At 60.0% G+C, this 14,860-nt stretch carries 13 protein-coding genes and 3 pseudogenes; 6 read left to right on the top strand and 10 right to left on the bottom strand.

The genetic code is table 11. The features are described 5' to 3' along the window. Positions 1-199: 199 nt before the first annotated feature. The 4 genes and pseudogenes from WJM78_RS03335 to arnB all read right to left on the bottom strand — a co-directional run. A pseudogene (locus WJM78_RS03335) lies at positions 200-460 on the bottom strand (EamA family transporter); the annotation flags it as partial. A gap of 64 nt (positions 461-524) precedes the next feature. Beyond that, positions 525-2,279: pseudogene (arnA, locus tag WJM78_RS03340) on the bottom strand (bifunctional UDP-4-amino-4-deoxy-L-arabinose formyltransferase/UDP-glucuronic acid oxidase ArnA); the annotation flags it as partial. Continuing rightward, positions 2,279-3,256, bottom strand: coding sequence for an undecaprenyl-phosphate 4-deoxy-4-formamido-L-arabinose transferase (arnC, locus tag WJM78_RS03345; protein WP_339013569.1), 978 nt, complete (start codon positions 3,254-3,256; stop codon positions 2,279-2,281). The gene arnC and the pseudogene arnA, both read right to left, overlap by 1 nt. A gap of 6 nt (positions 3,257-3,262) precedes the next feature. After that, positions 3,263-4,400: pseudogene (gene arnB / locus WJM78_RS03350) on the bottom strand (UDP-4-amino-4-deoxy-L-arabinose aminotransferase). Between the two features lie 280 nt (positions 4,401-4,680). Between arnB and WJM78_RS03355 the strand changes: the two are divergent. Beyond that, complete coding sequence (locus WJM78_RS03355; RefSeq protein WP_339013571.1) at positions 4,681-6,027, top strand: UDP-glucose/GDP-mannose dehydrogenase family protein; 1,347 nt, start codon at positions 4,681-4,683, stop codon at positions 6,025-6,027. Between the two features lie 477 nt (positions 6,028-6,504). Here WJM78_RS03355 and WJM78_RS03360 read toward each other — a convergent pair whose 3' ends face one another. Beyond that, the gene (locus tag WJM78_RS03360; RefSeq protein ID WP_339013573.1) at positions 6,505-6,747 is read right to left on the bottom strand and encodes a YheU family protein; all 243 of its coding nucleotides are present in this window, start codon (positions 6,745-6,747) and stop codon (positions 6,505-6,507) included. Positions 6,748-6,839: 92 nt separating this feature from the next. Here WJM78_RS03360 and WJM78_RS03365 point away from each other — a divergent pair, with 92 nt between their 5' ends. Beyond that, positions 6,840-7,082 carry a hypothetical protein gene (locus WJM78_RS03365; RefSeq protein ID WP_339013575.1) on the top strand — a complete coding sequence of 81 codons (243 nt, stop codon included), beginning with the start codon at positions 6,840-6,842 and terminating at the stop codon, positions 7,080-7,082. Here WJM78_RS03365 and WJM78_RS03370 read toward each other — a convergent pair. The 3 genes from WJM78_RS03370 to WJM78_RS03380 form a co-directional block, all read right to left on the bottom strand. Next, a complete protein-coding gene (locus WJM78_RS03370) occupies positions 7,064-8,047 on the bottom strand; it encodes a hydrolase (RefSeq protein WP_339013578.1) in 984 nt (327 codons plus the stop codon). The genes WJM78_RS03365 and WJM78_RS03370 overlap by 19 nt on opposite strands. 57 nt (positions 8,048-8,104) lie before the next feature. Further along, positions 8,105-9,004: a chemotaxis protein gene (locus WJM78_RS03375; protein WP_042035022.1), complete on the bottom strand. Its 900-nt coding sequence runs from the start codon at positions 9,002-9,004 to the stop codon at positions 8,105-8,107. Between the two features lie 163 nt (positions 9,005-9,167). Further along, positions 9,168-9,854 (bottom strand): hypothetical protein, encoded by a 687-nt coding sequence (locus tag WJM78_RS03380; protein WP_339013581.1) that lies wholly within the window; start codon positions 9,852-9,854, stop codon positions 9,168-9,170. Between the two features lie 39 nt (positions 9,855-9,893). On the opposite strand from WJM78_RS03380, the gene WJM78_RS03385 reads away from it, so the two are divergent. Continuing rightward, positions 9,894-10,100, top strand: coding sequence for a YheV family putative zinc ribbon protein (locus tag WJM78_RS03385; protein WP_339013584.1), 207 nt, complete (start codon positions 9,894-9,896; stop codon positions 10,098-10,100). 157 nt (positions 10,101-10,257) lie between these two features. After that, the gene (locus WJM78_RS03390) at positions 10,258-10,893 is read left to right on the top strand and encodes a peptidylprolyl isomerase (RefSeq protein WP_339013587.1); all 636 of its coding nucleotides are present in this window, start codon (positions 10,258-10,260) and stop codon (positions 10,891-10,893) included. 82 nt (positions 10,894-10,975) lie between these two features. Here the strand turns inward: WJM78_RS03390 and WJM78_RS03395 are convergent, their stop codons facing one another. Together WJM78_RS03395 and WJM78_RS03400 are read right to left on the bottom strand one after the other, a co-directional pair. Then, positions 10,976-11,191 carry a SlyX family protein gene (locus tag WJM78_RS03395; protein WP_042035015.1) on the bottom strand — a complete coding sequence of 72 codons (216 nt, stop codon included), beginning with the start codon at positions 11,189-11,191 and terminating at the stop codon, positions 10,976-10,978. Positions 11,192-11,205: 14 nt separating this feature from the next. After that, on the bottom strand, positions 11,206-12,174 hold the full coding sequence (locus WJM78_RS03400; RefSeq protein WP_339013591.1) for a PQQ-binding-like beta-propeller repeat protein: 969 nt from the start codon (positions 12,172-12,174) through the stop codon (positions 11,206-11,208). A 119-nt stretch (positions 12,175-12,293) separates the two neighbouring features. Here WJM78_RS03400 and fkpA point away from each other — a divergent pair, with 119 nt between their 5' ends. Together fkpA and WJM78_RS03410 are read left to right on the top strand one after the other, a co-directional pair. Then, positions 12,294-13,100 carry an FKBP-type peptidyl-prolyl cis-trans isomerase gene (gene fkpA, locus WJM78_RS03405; RefSeq protein WP_339013593.1) on the top strand — a complete coding sequence of 269 codons (807 nt, stop codon included), beginning with the start codon at positions 12,294-12,296 and terminating at the stop codon, positions 13,098-13,100. A 153-nt stretch (positions 13,101-13,253) separates the two neighbouring features. Next, positions 13,254-14,657 (top strand): sigma-54-dependent transcriptional regulator, encoded by a 1,404-nt coding sequence (locus WJM78_RS03410; RefSeq protein ID WP_042035011.1) that lies wholly within the window; start codon positions 13,254-13,256, stop codon positions 14,655-14,657. Positions 14,658-14,860 lie beyond the last annotated feature (203 nt).

The following is a 14,860-nucleotide window of genomic DNA, read 5'->3' on the forward strand; positions in this document are numbered from 1 at the left end:
AAGGCATGTTCCGAGTGCGGTCAAGTGCGCCGCTTGTCAGTACAGCTGCCCGACTGGTTCTCTGGCGTGACACTTGTTCCTTGGCGCGCAGCGACGAAGGGGAGATGAGACGAGTAAGCAGGGGGATCCGCATTATAAGAAAAGGGCTGACGAAGCAGCCCTTACACAGGGAGGATAGGGGGTACCCACCCGTGATGGATTAATGTGAGTTGTGCTTCTTGCTCGCCGGTTTTATCCCCACCATCACGGCCCCCAGCAGGATGAAGATCACCCCCACCGCCTTGCCAGGCTCCAGCGGCTCGGCAAAGATGCTGACCGCCAGCAGGTAGACCAGCGCATAACTGGTGCTGAGCAGGGGGTAGGCAATGTTGAGCGGGGTGGAGTGCAGCGCCGCCAGCCAGCAGAGCAGCGACAGGGCGTAGCAGCCCACCCCGGCGAGGATGACCAGCAGCGGTAGCCGTTGCAGCAGGCAGATCCAGAGCAACATGCCGCTGCCGAGGGCCACCACGCTGGCGATGAGCCAAGGTGACAACAGCTTCTGCCATCTGCTGGATACTGGCCTCGTTGTCCGGGCTGCCGATGTTGATGATCTGGCCATCACAGCGGTTGCCCTTGTTCTCTATGATGCGAAACAGCGCCTCGATGCCGTCCTCTATGTCGGTGAAGCAGCGCTTCTGGGCCCCGCCATCCACCAGCTGGATCGGGGTGCCGTCCACCAGGTTCAGGATCAACTGGGTGATGGCGCGGGAGCTGCCGATGCGGGCGGAGTCGAGGCTGTCGAGGCGCGGCCCCATCCAGTTGAAGGGGCGGAACAGTGTGAAGCTGAGCCCCTCTTTCTTGCCATAGGCCCAGATCACCCGATCCAGCAGCTGCTTGGAGACGGAGTAGATCCAGCGCTGCTTGTGGATGGGGCCGACGATGAGGCGGGATTCATCTTCATCGAAGCTGTGATCGTCGCACATCCCGTACACCTCGGAGGTGGAGGGGAATATGATGCGTTTGTGGTACTTCACGCAGTAGCGGACGATCTTGAGGTTCTCTTCAAAATCGAGCTCGAACACGCGCAGCGGGTTGCGGGTGTATTCGATGGGGGTGGCGATGGCCACCAGCGGCAGGATCAGGTCGCACTTCTTGATGTGATACTCGATCCATTCGGTGTGGATGCTGATGTCCCCCTCTACGAAATGGAAGTTGGGATGGCCGATGAAGCGCTCCAGTGCGCTGGCGCCTATATCGAGCCCATAGACCTCATAACGGCCATCCTTGAGCAGGCGCTCGGTCAGGTGGTTGCCGATGAAGCCATTGACCCCGAGGATCAGCACCCGGGTCAATCGCTCCTTGCGCAGGGTATTGCTGGCCCTGGCGCCGAGCCGCATGCCTGCCACCAGACCCAGTTCACGGGCGAGCTGGGGGCCACGCACATAGAGGCCGCCTTCCATCTGGCCTGCCACGATTTCCAGCACCCCTTCACCACAGGCGATGCGCAGCGGATCCTGGCTGAGGATGGTGCCGGGCAGCTTGTCGCTGGTCTGCTCGAGATGAGTTGCCTTCCACACCGTCAGCTTGCGATCGCCGGCGAAGCTGAAGGCGCCCGGATAGGGCTGGGTGACGGCGCGCACCAGGTTGTAGAGCGCCCGGGCCGAGTGCTCCCAGTGCAGCTCGCCATCGGCCGGGGTGCGGCGGCCATAGTAGCTGGCCTTGCTCTCATCCTGCGGGGTGAGCGAGATGTCGCCAGCGCGCAGCTTCGGCAGCTCGGCCTCGAGCAAGGTCTTGGCGGCGAGGCGCACCTTACCGTGCAGGGTCAGCGCCGTGTCGGCGTCTTTTATCCCGACGGCCTGCTGGGCGACGATGTCACCGGCATCGGGCCGCGCCGTCATCTGGTGCAGCGTGATGCCGGTTTCGGTCTCGCCGTTGACCAGACACCAGTTGATGGGCGCACGGCCGCGGTAGGCGGGCAACAGGGAGCCGTGCAGGTTGAAGGCGCCGACGGTCGGAATGTCCAGGATCGCCTGCTTGAGCATGTTGCGATAGTAGAAGGAGAAGAGGGCTTGGGGCGCCAGCTCCTTGATGCGCTCGACCCAGAGCGGATGGTTGACATCCTCGGGGGAGTAGACCGGCAGATCGTGCTCGGCGCAGAGCTGGGCTACCGAGCCAAAGAAGCGGTGCTCGCCGGGATCGTCGGCGTGAGTGAAGACGGCCTGGATCCTGTAACCTGCCTCGAGCAGGGCCTCGATACCGGTACAGCCGATATCATGGTAAGCAAAGACGACAACGTTCATTATTCAGCTTCCTGTTGCGAAGGCGTGGAGGCGGTGCGCACGACCTGATGGATGAAGTAGCGGGGACGGGCGCGCACGTCTGTGTACATGCGGCCTATGTATTCCCCGAGCAGCCCCATGCCCAGCAGCTGTACGCCGACGAAGGTGAAGAGAATGGCAAAGAGGGTGAAGACGCCATCGGCCGCCCAGTCTGAGCCCATCACCAAGCGCATCAGGATCAGCAGGATGGAGAAGGTGAAACCTATGCCCGCCACCACGCTGCCGACGATGCTGAGCAGCCGCAGGGGGGTGGTGGTCATGCAGGTGACCAGGTCATACATCAGGTTGATGAGGTGCATCAGGCCGTATTTGGACTCCCCGTGGGCCCGCTCGGCATGGCCGACTTCCAGTTCTATGGTGCGGCGGGCGAAGCTGTTGGCCAGGATGGGGATGAAGGTGCTGTGTTCCTGGCAGCAGAGCATGGCGTCTATGATGTGGCGGCGGTAGGCCCGCAGCATGCAGCCGTAGTCGCTCATGTGCACGCCGGTGGCCTTCTGCACCGACTTGTTGATGAGTCGGGAGGCAGTCTTGCGAAACCAGGAGTCCTGGCGGTTGCGACGTACCGTGCCCACCACGTCATAGCCCTGCATGGCAGCCTCCACCAGACGGGGGATCTCCTCCGGCGGGTTCTGCAGATCCGCATCCAGGGTGATCACCAGATCCCCCTTGGCGGTCTCGAAGCCAGCCATGATGGCGGCATGCTGGCCATAGTTGCGATTGAGCAGCACCCCGACCAGCTTGCTGCCGGCTTTGGCTGCGGCCTCGTTGATGATCTCGGTGGAGCCGTCGTGGCTGCCGTCATCGATCAGGAGCACCTCGTAATCCTGGGGCAGCCGTTCGCAGGCGGCGGTGACCCGGCTCAGCAGCATGGGCAGGCTGGCCTCCTCGTTGTAGACGGGGATGATCACCGACACCAGCTTGATATCTGTGTTGTTCACGTGTCGTTACTCCAATATGTCGATGAGTGCCGCGACCACACGGTCAACGTCGGCCAGCGTCATGTCCGGGAAGAGTGGCAAGGTGCACAGGCGCGATGAGTTCCACTCGGTATGAGGCAGGCTGAGTGCCGGGTAGCGCTCGCGGTAGTATTTCTGGGTATGGGCGGCCCGAAAATGCAGCCCTGTGCCGATGCCGCGCTCCTGCAGCGCCTGCATCAGCTGATCCCGGTCCAGGTCGCAGCGCTCGGGGTCGACCCGCACCATGAACAGGTGCCAGGCGTGCAGATGGGAATAGGCGGGCACGGCGAGCGGCATCAGCGGCAGGCCGGCCAGTTTTTCCTGATAGCGGGCCACCAGCTCGGCCCGTTTGGCATTGAGCTCGGGCAGGCGCGCCAGCTGCACCAGGGCGATGGCGGCGTTGATGTCGGTCAGGTTGTACTTGAAGCCCGGGGTGATCACTTCCGCCTGTGGCTTGCGGCCCAGGCTCATGCGATCGAAGGCATCCACCCCCAGCCCGTGAAACTTCAGCATGCGGGCCCTGTCGGCCAGCGCCTTGTCATCGGTCACCAGCATGCCCCCTTCGGCGCAGGTCAGGTTTTTTGATGGCATGGAAGGAGAAGATGGCGGTGCCGGTGGCGCCAATCCAGCGATCCCGATAGCGGGTGCCGACCGCGTGGGCGGCATCTTCGATGACGGGGATGCTGTGCTGGCGTGCCAGGTCGAGGATTGGGTCCAGATCGACGGGGGCACCGGCGTAGTGGACTGGTATGATGGCACGGGTGTTGGCGGTAATGAGCGGCGCTATCAGTTCGGCGCTGGTCATCAGTGTGTCTTTGTCCACGTCGACGAAGACGGGCTCGGCGCCAAGCAGGGTGATGAGGTTGATGGTGGAGACCCAGGTCTGGGAAGGGGTGATCACCTCATCCCCCGGGCCTATGCCCAGCGCCATCAGGGTGACGTGCATGCCAGCGGTGGCAGAGTTGAGCGCAACGGCATACTGGCAGCCGTATGTGTCACAGAATTGCTGCTCCAGCTGGTGACTCTTCGGGCCCGTGGTGATCCATCCCGATTTCAGCACCTCACAGACAGCGCTTATTTCGGTGTCGCCGATGGCTGGCTTCGAAAATGGCAGAAAGTCTTGCATAAGAGATCCAACAATGAATATTAATCAGTGCCCATCAGAACAGGCGGCCTTAAACATTAATTTCAACATAGCGTATATAAAATTGGCCCCACAATGGCTCAGCAACAGCTGGTAACAATTCACTGTCAAAATCCATATAAAAGCGGGGTGGCAAGGGGGCAGAAACAGCTGGTAACAATTAAACACTGCGACCATTTATAGGGGTGTGGTAAATATTTAAAATCCGAAAAATGCTCATTTTTCAACACTGCATCATCTCTGACATTCTGGTTGTATCAATATGAACATTACTGTATTTGGAAGTGGTTACGTGGGGCTGGTGTTGGCCACTGTACTGGCCGATATTGGTCATCAGGTTATCTGTGTCGATGTCGATGAACAGAAGGTGGCTGACTTGATGGCCGGCCAGGTTCCCATCTATGAACCCGGGCTGGAAGCGCTGCTGCAGCGCAATATCAAGAGCGGTGCTCTGGTGTTTACCACGGATGTTGTGCTGGCCGTCAAACACGGTGAAGTGCAATTTCTGGCGGTGGGCACGCCGTCGGGGGACGATGGCTCCGCCGATCTTTGCCATGTGCTGGCGGTGGCCGAAACCATAGCCCTGCATCGCGATGCCCCCGTCATCATAGTCAACAAGTCGACCGTCCCGGTGGGCACGGCCGAGAAGGTGATGGCCAAGGTGAATGTCATCTTGCAGCAGCGGGATGTCTCCTTTGCCTTCGATGTGGTTTCCAACCCCGAATTTCTGAAGGAGGGCTCCGCCATTCAGGATTGCCTGCGGCCGGATCGCATCGTGGTCGGCACTCGCAACGAGGCTTCCCGCCAGCTGATGCGCGAGCTTTACGAGCCGTTCAATCGCAACCATGATCGCATCCTGTTCATGGATGCGCGCAGTGCCGAGCTGACCAAGTATGCCGCCAACTGCATGCTGGCCACCAAGATAAGTTTCATTAACGAGATGGCCGGTCTGGCCGAGCGGGTCGGCGCGGACATCGAGATGGTGCGCCAGGGCATAGGGTCGGATCAGCGTATCGGCTATCAGTTCATCTACCCTGGCTGTGGCTATGGCGGGTCCTGTTTCCCCAAGGATGTCAAAGCCTTGCTGGCAACTGCTCAGGAGCTGCAATATGACACGCCGCTGATCCGGGCGGTGGAACGGGTCAATGAGCAGCAAAAATCGCGGCTCTACGAGCTGTTGTCCGGCTTCTTCAGCGCCCAGGGCGACTCACTGGCGGGCAAGACCATCGCCCTGTGGGGGCTGGCGTTCAAACCCAATACCGATGACATGCGCGAGGCGCCGAGCCGCGCCCTGATGGAGGCACTCTGGCGCGCTGGCGCCACTGTGCAGGCCTATGATCCCGAGGCCATGCAGGAGGCCCAGTATCTCTATGGCAACTGTGACAACCTGAGGCTGATGGGCACCAAGGAGGCCGCCCTGTTCGGTGCGGATGCGCTGGTGATCTGCACCGAGTGGAACCACTTCAAGGCCCCCAACTTCGTCACCATCAAGCAGGCGTTGACATGGCCGCTGATCGTGGATGGCCGCAACCTGTTTGACCCGGGTCGCATGAAGGAGCATGGTTTTCATTACTACGGCATCGGTCGTGGCGAGTCGGTAAATAGATAATAGAGGCGGACGTTGAATGAAAATTTATCGCTCATCTCACCCATCTCTTTTTACCAACCAGCAGAGTCGGTTTTACCGTCAAAAATAAACAGAGACGCACCTGATCTGACCTGGCTGAATAACGCTATGAGCGTGAAATTCTATGAGGTTATGGCATGGTCACATCTTGTAAATAGGGTGATGTGAGCGCCTTCTTTATACTCATGTAATGGCTATGGATTATCCCCTGACCGGGAAATATGAGGGCAGGTTTATCCCGGGATGACCGGCATCTTATTTATCTGTCTTTCATCAGTGCGAATTTATTTATTCGGAAGGTGTGGTTCGCTTAATTACATTGTTATAAAGGTACTCATACTTACCCCAAATGGCCTGTCGATGATTCGGCGGGCCATTTTTATATCCGGGAACGGTCGGATTTGTGACGCCATCTTGCGGGTCGCTGGCAAGGTCATGATTGGGATGGCAATCACCTGGCTATTCCGGTATATCGTCCATCGGTGCGCTGCTGAAGGTCGCTTTTGACACTATGTTGATGCTCTCGTGCAGTTCGCTGTAGACGATCACGGCCAGGCCTTGTTGCAACTGTTGTCGGACATCGTCGACCTTGTCAGCCAGACTGACGTCATGCTCGCCGTACTCGGTGCCTTCCCGCAGGACGAAGTGTTCGAGCAGGTTGTTGAGGGTATCGGAGTCCAAGTCTTGCCAGGGGATAATCATGGGTTCATCTTCAGTGACCAGAGAGGGGTTATTGTCTATCTGTTGCCAGCAAGCGCAAGGGATTTATGGGGCTGTCAGCGGGTGTACGCAGGTTGTCTGATGAACAACGTCGCCTCTCCACTCACTTCGATCATCAGTTGTGCCAGTCACGCCGCCATGGCCTGAGCCAGGGGTTGCATTGGTTCTGGGCCGTCAACCAGCGGGCGATCCTGTTCCTGCTTGCCCGCTTCTATGTCTATCGGGATGACTATCTGGTGATCGCCTGCATGCAGCCCGGCGCCGTGATCTATCGGATCAAAGGGACGGGGCGCAACGGCTATCGACTCGCGCCCTGAGCCTGATCCTTCACCCATTGGCTGATGCGCTCTTCCAGCCAGAAGCGGGGGCGCCAGGGTGTGCCGTGCAGGAAGCCTACATGGCCGCCCCGTCGGCTCAACTCGTAACGCACCATGGGTGAGAGCTGCTCCGGCTGCGGGATCACGGCCTCTGTCATGAAGGGATCGTCGGCTGCATGGATCACCAGAGTGGGAATGGGAATGCGGGCCAGCAGCCCCAAGCCGGAACAGCGCTGGTAGTAGTGGTCGGCGTTGGCAAAGCCGTGCAGCGGGGCCGTGACCTGCTCGTCGAAGTCGCGCAGGGTGGCAATCTGTTGCACCTGCTGCAGCTGCCAACGTTTGCCCGCCTCGGCCTGGCGCCGGATCTTGTTTTGCAGGTTGTCGCGCATGGTGCGCAGCAGATAGCTCTGATAGACCCGGGAGAAGCCCTTATTGACCCGATCGGCGCAGCTGTCCAGTCGCAGCGGCGCCGAGATCACCACGGCCGCCTGCAGCTCACGCGGGCAGGCCCGTGCCAGCAGATTGACCAGCATGTTGCCTCCCAGCGAATAACCGATGGCGATCAGTGGCTTGCCGGGAAAGCGCTGGCCCAGTTCGGCGATCAGGGCCTGTGCATCCTCAATGGCGCCGGAGTGATAAGCCTGCAGGTGACGGTTGGGTTCGCCGCTGCAGCCACGAAAATGCATCAGTACGGCCTCGTCCCCCTGTCGTTGCAGATGGGCGAACAACCCCTTGGCATAGTGGGAGTGGATGCTCCCCTCCAGCCCGTGAAACAGCACCATCAGTGGCTGCGCGTTCTGGTGGATGTCGCCGCTCCAGGCGAGATCGACGAAATCCCCGTCCGCCAGTTCGAAACGCTCGGCCACGAAGCGGGCCGGCGCCCGTCGCAGCCACTTTGGCAATATGGTTTGCAGATGGGGATTGCGCGCCCACCAGGGGGCGTGGAAGTGACTCTCTATGAGCATGATGGGGTCCGAAACAGGCAACAAAGTACGGCGAGAAGGGGGCTTCTCGCCGCCTTGTCAGGCCAGCAGGCTGTCATGGTGCTCGGCACCGCGCAGCATGGCCTGGATCAGCTCGTTGGCCTCAAACTTGGTCAGCGCCTCGTGGGCGCCCACCTGGTGGGCCCGTTCCACGCTGATCTCGCTGGAGAGCGAGGTGTGCAATATGATGTAGGCTCCCGCCAGCGTCGCGTCGCTCTGCACCTCAAAGGCCAGCTCGTAGCCGTCGAGCCCCGGCATCTCTATGTCGCTCACCAGGATATCGATGGGGGTCTTCTGGCTGGCGCGAGCCTGCATCAGGACCAGCGCATCCTTGCCGTTGGTGCAGACCTCGTAGGGAATATTGATGTAGTCCAGCGCCGCCATCAGCTGGCGGCGGGCGACGGAGGAGTCGTCCACCAGCAGGATCCGCATCGGCTTGATCCGCTCACGCTGCACGTCGGTCAGCACTGGGTAGAGGTGGCTGGGATCGTCCGGGTAGACCCGTGACAGTATCAGCTCCACGTCCAGCAGCTGGATCAGCTGGTCGTTGACCCGGGTGACCCCGGTCACGAACACGTTATGGCCGAGCGCGGCGGGCGGGGATTCGATGTCTCGCCAGTTGCACTCGGTGATCTTGTCGATGCCGCGCACCAGAAAGCCCACCAGGGTGCGGCGGCAGTCGGTGATGATGATGAAGCAGTTTGGCATCTCCTCCTTGCTGATTGGGCGATAGCCCACCGCCATGGCCATGTCGATCACCGGAATGGTGGTGCCCCGCATGCTGGCGGCGCCGAGCACGGTCGGGTGCGAGTGTGGCATGGCCGTGAGCTGGGTGTAAGGCACTATCTCCTTCACCTTGAGGGTGCCGATGGCGAAGGATTGTTTGGCCGAGAGATGAAACAGCAACATGCCCTGGGATTGGTTGGCTTTGCTTTTCATGGCAGATGTCCTGTGAGTCAAAACGGTATCAGTCAATTCAGGCCCCTAGCATAAAGGATTATTGGAGAAATGACCCTCTTGTTATTAGCGGCCGCTTGCCGCAAAGCTGGACTCATTTAACCCATTTTTTTCGCCTGGCCTACCCGGTTTTTGGCCCGCCGGGTCAGGCGGGTTGCTGTTCATCTAGGCTGGCGCCAAGCCAGCGTTGGCAGGCCTGGGCGAGGGCCTCTTCGTCCCGGTAGCCGAGCTTGCTCACCACCTGCGCCCGCTTGCCGCCGCTCTTGAGCAGGCGCACCGCCTGCAGCAGCTGCCATTGGGCGCTCAGGGCATCGGCCGCGAGGCCCGGATCCGTGATCCCGCGCTGGGAGAGACAGGCTTGCCAGGCGGCGTCACTGCCTGCTTGCTGGCTGATCAGTGCCCGCCAAGCGCCTTGCAGCAGCTGATCCGCATGTTGCGACAGGGGGCAGGCCTGCAACTCGTCGAGTATCACCTGCAGACGGTGACCATAGGCCCCTTGCCAATCGCGGGGGCGCTGCCATTGGGCCAGGCTGTCGAACAGGGCATCCAGCAGCGGGGCCGGTTGCAACCAGCCCGCCTGGGCTGGCTGGGCAACCCGCAGGGAACAGGTCAGCAGATCATGGTGGCAGCCTGCCAGCGGGCTGAAGGCGGCGAGGGCATCGGCGCAGAGCCAGAAGCTGTTGCCCGCGGTCAGCAGCAATTCATGCTGGCCGAGTCGCAGCAGTGCCGCGCCCCGGGTTATCCGCAGCAACTGGCCTACCGGCGTGCGTTTGCGGCCGCCGACCTGCAGGTACGGGGAGGAAAAATGCTGGCATTCGATGGCGTGATGCATGTAAAAACCCTGATATGATGCTGCCTGGAGGTAACAAGAATGGAAACCAGACGTAAAAAACGCTTCATTGCCGGTGCGGTTTGTCCGGCGTGCGGCAAAATGGACACCATGATGCTGTATATGGAGCATGGAGTCGAGAAGGTGACTTGTGTCGACTGCGGGGACACCCAGGTGCAGACCCAGGCCGAGGTGGACAAGGTGACCCGGGAGACCAAACAGGTGATAGGCGTGTTTCGTCCCGATTGAGGACCCAGCCGCAATACCCGGGAATGAGGTGCGAGTCAGGCCTATGCGGTTTCACATTGATGACTTTTTCATCACGACTGAGTCGGGCTCACCATATGCTTGGCCACCTTTTTGAGGTATTCTGGGCCCGTTTTTTTCTATCCGCAGGATCCCTGACATGAAAGTAGCTCCCCTGAGCGTGGTTACGCTGGAATACACAGTCACCGACGAACACGGTGAAGTCATCGACACCACTGTCGGTAAAGAGCCTCTGGTGTATCTGCACGGTACCCGTTATCTGGTCTCCGGCCTTGAAGCCGAGCTGGAAGGCCGCAGTGTGGGCGAGGCGTTCGACGTCACGCTGGCACCGACCCAGGCCTATGGCGAATACGACGAAAGCCTGGTGCAAGAAGTACCTGGCGAGCTGTTTGACGGCATGGAAGTGTCTGAAGGGGATACTTTTGTGGCCGAGACTGACGATGGTCACCGCCCGGTGACTGTCATCGAAGTGTCCGAAGAGTTCATCAAGGTGGATGGCAACCATCCGCTGGCTGGTGTGACCCTGGGCTTCAAGGTCGAGATCAAGGACGTGCGTGCCGCCACGGCCGAAGAGCTGGCTCACGGCCACGTTCACGGTGCCGGTGGTTGCGGTCACGATCATGGTCACTACCATGACCACGATCACGGCCATGAGCACGGTGGTTGCTGCGGTGGTGGCCATGGCCACGATCACGGTCATGACCACGGCGACGAGCAGGGTCAGGGCGGTTGCTGCGGTGGTGGTGGCTGCGGTGGCAAGGGTCACCAGCACTGATCTGCGTTATGGGCATAGCCCGATAAAAAAACCCGCGTCTAACGCGGGTTTTTTATGGCTGGGTGGCGGTGCGCGTTGCAGCTCAATAGTGCGGGGGCGGCGTCTCTTCGGCCATGCTGGCGATCTGGCTCGGCTGCACGCTTTGCAGCTTGTCCACCAGCAGCTGGATCTGATGCTTGAGTCGATCCAGCTCACGGCCCTGGGTGGTAACCTCGTCGTTGAGCTGCTCTACTGTGTACTCGGCGAAGGCGAGGCGGCTTTCCAGGGTTTCGAGGCGATCGTTAAGTGGCTGACTCATGGGCCTTTGGGTCCTTACTTGATTGTCCAGATTTCGGCCAGGCCACTGGAGCTGGCGCTGACAAGGTGGCTATTGTCGCGCAAAGCCACGCCGTAGACCACTGCGCTCGGAGGTTTCACTCTGGGGTGGGGGGAGACGCGCCAGCTTTGCAGCAGGTTGCCATCGCTCACCCGCCACAGGGAGAGCCTGCGAGAAGGGGAGCCTGTGATGAGCCAGTTGCCGTCGTTTGCGAAGCGGGCGCTGGTGTAGACCTCGAAGCGGTGAGCGAACTGCAGCCGGCTCACCTCCTTGCCGGTGTTCAGATCCCAGATGCTGGCCTGGCTGCTGTCGGCGGTAAAGGCGAAACGGCCCTGGGGATCCAGCCTTGCTATCACCACCCGGCCGGCGTGGTTGAAACGCCATATGACCTGGCCGGAGCGGGTATCCCACAGATAGGCGCTGTAGTCGTTGCCGCCGGTGAGGGCGTAGTGGCCATTGGCGGAGAGATCCACCGTATTGACCTGCTCGGTGTGACCGAGGAATTGCAGCCTGCGGCCGGTGCGGGTATCGACCACCTCCGCCTTGCCATCTTGCCGGCCGATCAGCACCTGACGGCCATCGGCTGACAGGGCTATGTCCCTCAGCCTGGATTCAGGAAGCGAGTAGTAGCCTTGGGATTGACCATCTTGCAGACGCCAGATGGCGAAGGTATCCAAGGTCGCAGTGACGGCATGGCTGTTGTCTGGCGAGAAGCGGGTGATGATGACGAAGTTGTCCTGATTGTCGGATTGGCGCCAGCGCCAGCGCTCTTTGCCCTGCTCCAGGTCCCACACTACTGTGCCCTGGCCCAGGCTGGAGACGATGGCCTGCTTGCCGTCGCTGGTGAGATCGGCGCTCAGCAGTCCCTGGTTGGCGAGGGTAATTTGCCGGTCCGGTAGTGAGCTCTGTTCGCAACCTGTCAGTATCAGGCAAATACCGATGAAATAAATGGCACTTTTTATCATTTTTCCTGTCTCATGCTTTCGTTACCTGCGATCACGGCGTTAGTATAAGGCGCTTGTCACGATAAACCTCTCATTTCACGAAGGAACCGAGAGCGGTATTTAGAGTTTTGGAGAAACTGATGAACAATTTTCTGAAGGTGTCCCTGTTGGCTGCGGCAGTTGCCGTGAGTCTGACTGCTTGCCAAAAAGACGAGAAGACTGCTGCGAATACCGCAGAGGTCAAGGCAGAAGCCAGCAAGCCGGCCGAGGCCCCCAAGGCTGATGCCAAGAGCTTCGAAGAGCAATCCGGCTATGCAATTGGCCTCTCCATGGGTCGTTATATCGCCAATACCCTGGAACGTCAGCAGGAACTCGGCATCAAACTGGACAACAGCATCATCCTCAAGGGGGTGACTGATGGTCTGGGTAAAGAAGCCAGCATGACTGACGAGGAGATCCAGAAGGTTCTGCAGCAGTACGACGCCAAGATCAACGAGTTGACCAAGGCCAAGTCTGACAAGGATGCCGTGGATAACCAGAAGAAGGGCGAAGAGTACCTGGCTGCCAACGCCAAGAAAGAAGGCGTGAAGAGCACCGAATCCGGCCTGCAATACCTGGTCGAGAAGATGGGTACCGGCGCCAAGCCGAAGGCCACTGACATCGTCAAGGTCCACTACACTGGCACCCTGACCGACGGCACCAAGTTCGACAGTTCAGTCGATCGCGGCGAGCCGGCCACCTTCCCGCTCAACCAGGTGATCCCTGGCTGGACCGAAGGCGTGCAGCTGATGCCGGTGGGTTCCAAGTTCAAGTTCTTCCTGCCGTCCGAGCTGGCCTATGGTGAGCATGGTGCAGGTTCCATCCCGGCCAATGCCGTGCTGGTGTTCGATGTTGAGCTGCTGGCGATCGAGAAGCCGGCTGCTGATGGCGACAAAGCCAAGAAGTAAGCGCTCATCGTTGAAAAAAAACGGCTCCTTAAGGAGCCGTTTTTACTTGTATATCTTCGTAAATAGCGGGATAAAAGAGAGCGTCGCCAACTGTGCTAAGATGGCGGACAAGACCTGAAATAGACAACAAAATCAATTGCAAGGATGGCTCCCGTGGCTGAAAGCAAACCTCGAGTCCTGTTGGTGGAAGATACCCGCAGTCTGGCGGTGGTTTATGAACAGTATCTGGCCCAGGATGGCTATGAGGTGCTGCTGGCCGATTGTGGCCAGCAGGCGCTCGCACAGTTGTTGACCAGCCCGCCGCCTGTGGTGCTGCTTGACCTCGAACTGCCCGACATGTCCGGCATGGATATCCTGCAACAGATTACTGAGCAGCAACTGCCCTGCTCCGTGGTGGTGATCACGGCCCATGGCTCGGTGGATGTGGCGGTGGAGGCGATGCGCCTCGGCGCTTTCGACTTCCTGACCAAGCCGTTCGACGGCAAACGGCTGTGTGCCACCGCTCGTAACGCCCTCAAGCACCAGCAACTGAGTTCGCTGGTGGCCCAGTACCGGGAGAACTTCGAGCGCAGCTCGTTCGCCGGTTTCATCGGTGCCTCCATGCCGATGCAGGCCGTCTATCGCATCATAGAGAGCGCGGCGCCGAGCAAGGCGACCGTGTTCATCACAGGGGAGAGCGGCACCGGCAAAGAGGTGTGCGCCGAGGCCATTCACCAGTGCAGCCCCCGCAGCGAGCAGCCCTTTATCGCGCTCAACTGTGCCGCCATTCCCCACGATCTGATGGAGAGCGAGATCTTTGGCCATGTGAAGGGATCCTTTACCGGTGCCCAGGGGGATCGCAAGGGGGCTGCCAGTCTGGCGGACGGTGGCACCCTGTTTCTGGACGAGATCTGCGAGATGGATCTCGACCTGCAGAGCAAGCTGCTGCGCTTCATCCAGACCGGCACCCTGCAACGTGTCGGCAGCGGCAAGCTGGAGACAGTGGACGTGCGCTTCGTTTGCGCCACCAACCGGGATCCCCTGATAGAGGTGAAGGCGGGACGTTTTCGCGAGGATCTCTATTACCGTCTGCACGTGATCCCCCTCAGCCTGCCACCGCTGCGTGAGCGGGGCGAGGATATACTGCTGCTGGCACGCAGTCTGTTGCAGAGCTACACCAGAGAAGAGAACAAGCGCTTCAAGGATTTTGATGCCGAGGTGGCACGGGTGCTGCTCGATTACCCTTGGCCCGGCAACGTGCGCGAGCTGCAAAACGTAGTGCGCAACATAGTGGTGCTCAACGATCGCGAACTGGTGAATCTGGACATATTGCCACCGCCGCTCAGCGGCCGCAGGGGCGGGGTGGTGGCCATGGCGCCAGCCAGCACGGCCAGCGGTGTTGCCATGCCTTCGCTCAATACGCCGATCCGCCCACTCTGGCTGGTGGAAAAAGAGGTGATCGAGCAGGCCATCGCAAGCTGTGACGGCAATATCCCCAAGGCTGCGGCACTGCTGGAGATCAGCCCTTCCACTATTTATCGCAAGAAGCAGAGCTGGGAAGAGGCTAGCCTGGTTTGAGTGGCGAGGCATGGTCAATGTCCCGCCATCGAGCATGCAATCGCCAGTGGTAATGGTAATACTCCCAAGGCGGCGATTCTGCTGGAGATCAGCCCCTCCATCCTCTCATTTATCGCAAGAAGCAGAGCCGGGAAGAGGCTCGCCTGGTTTGAGGCAGGTGTCGGGATGGCATCCATGATCCCAGCTTGATGTGTATGCGTGCG

The sequence above is a fragment of the Aeromonas popoffii genome (genome assembly GCF_037818705.1).
GTDB classification, from domain to species: Bacteria; Pseudomonadota; Gammaproteobacteria; order Enterobacterales; family Aeromonadaceae; genus Aeromonas; species Aeromonas popoffii.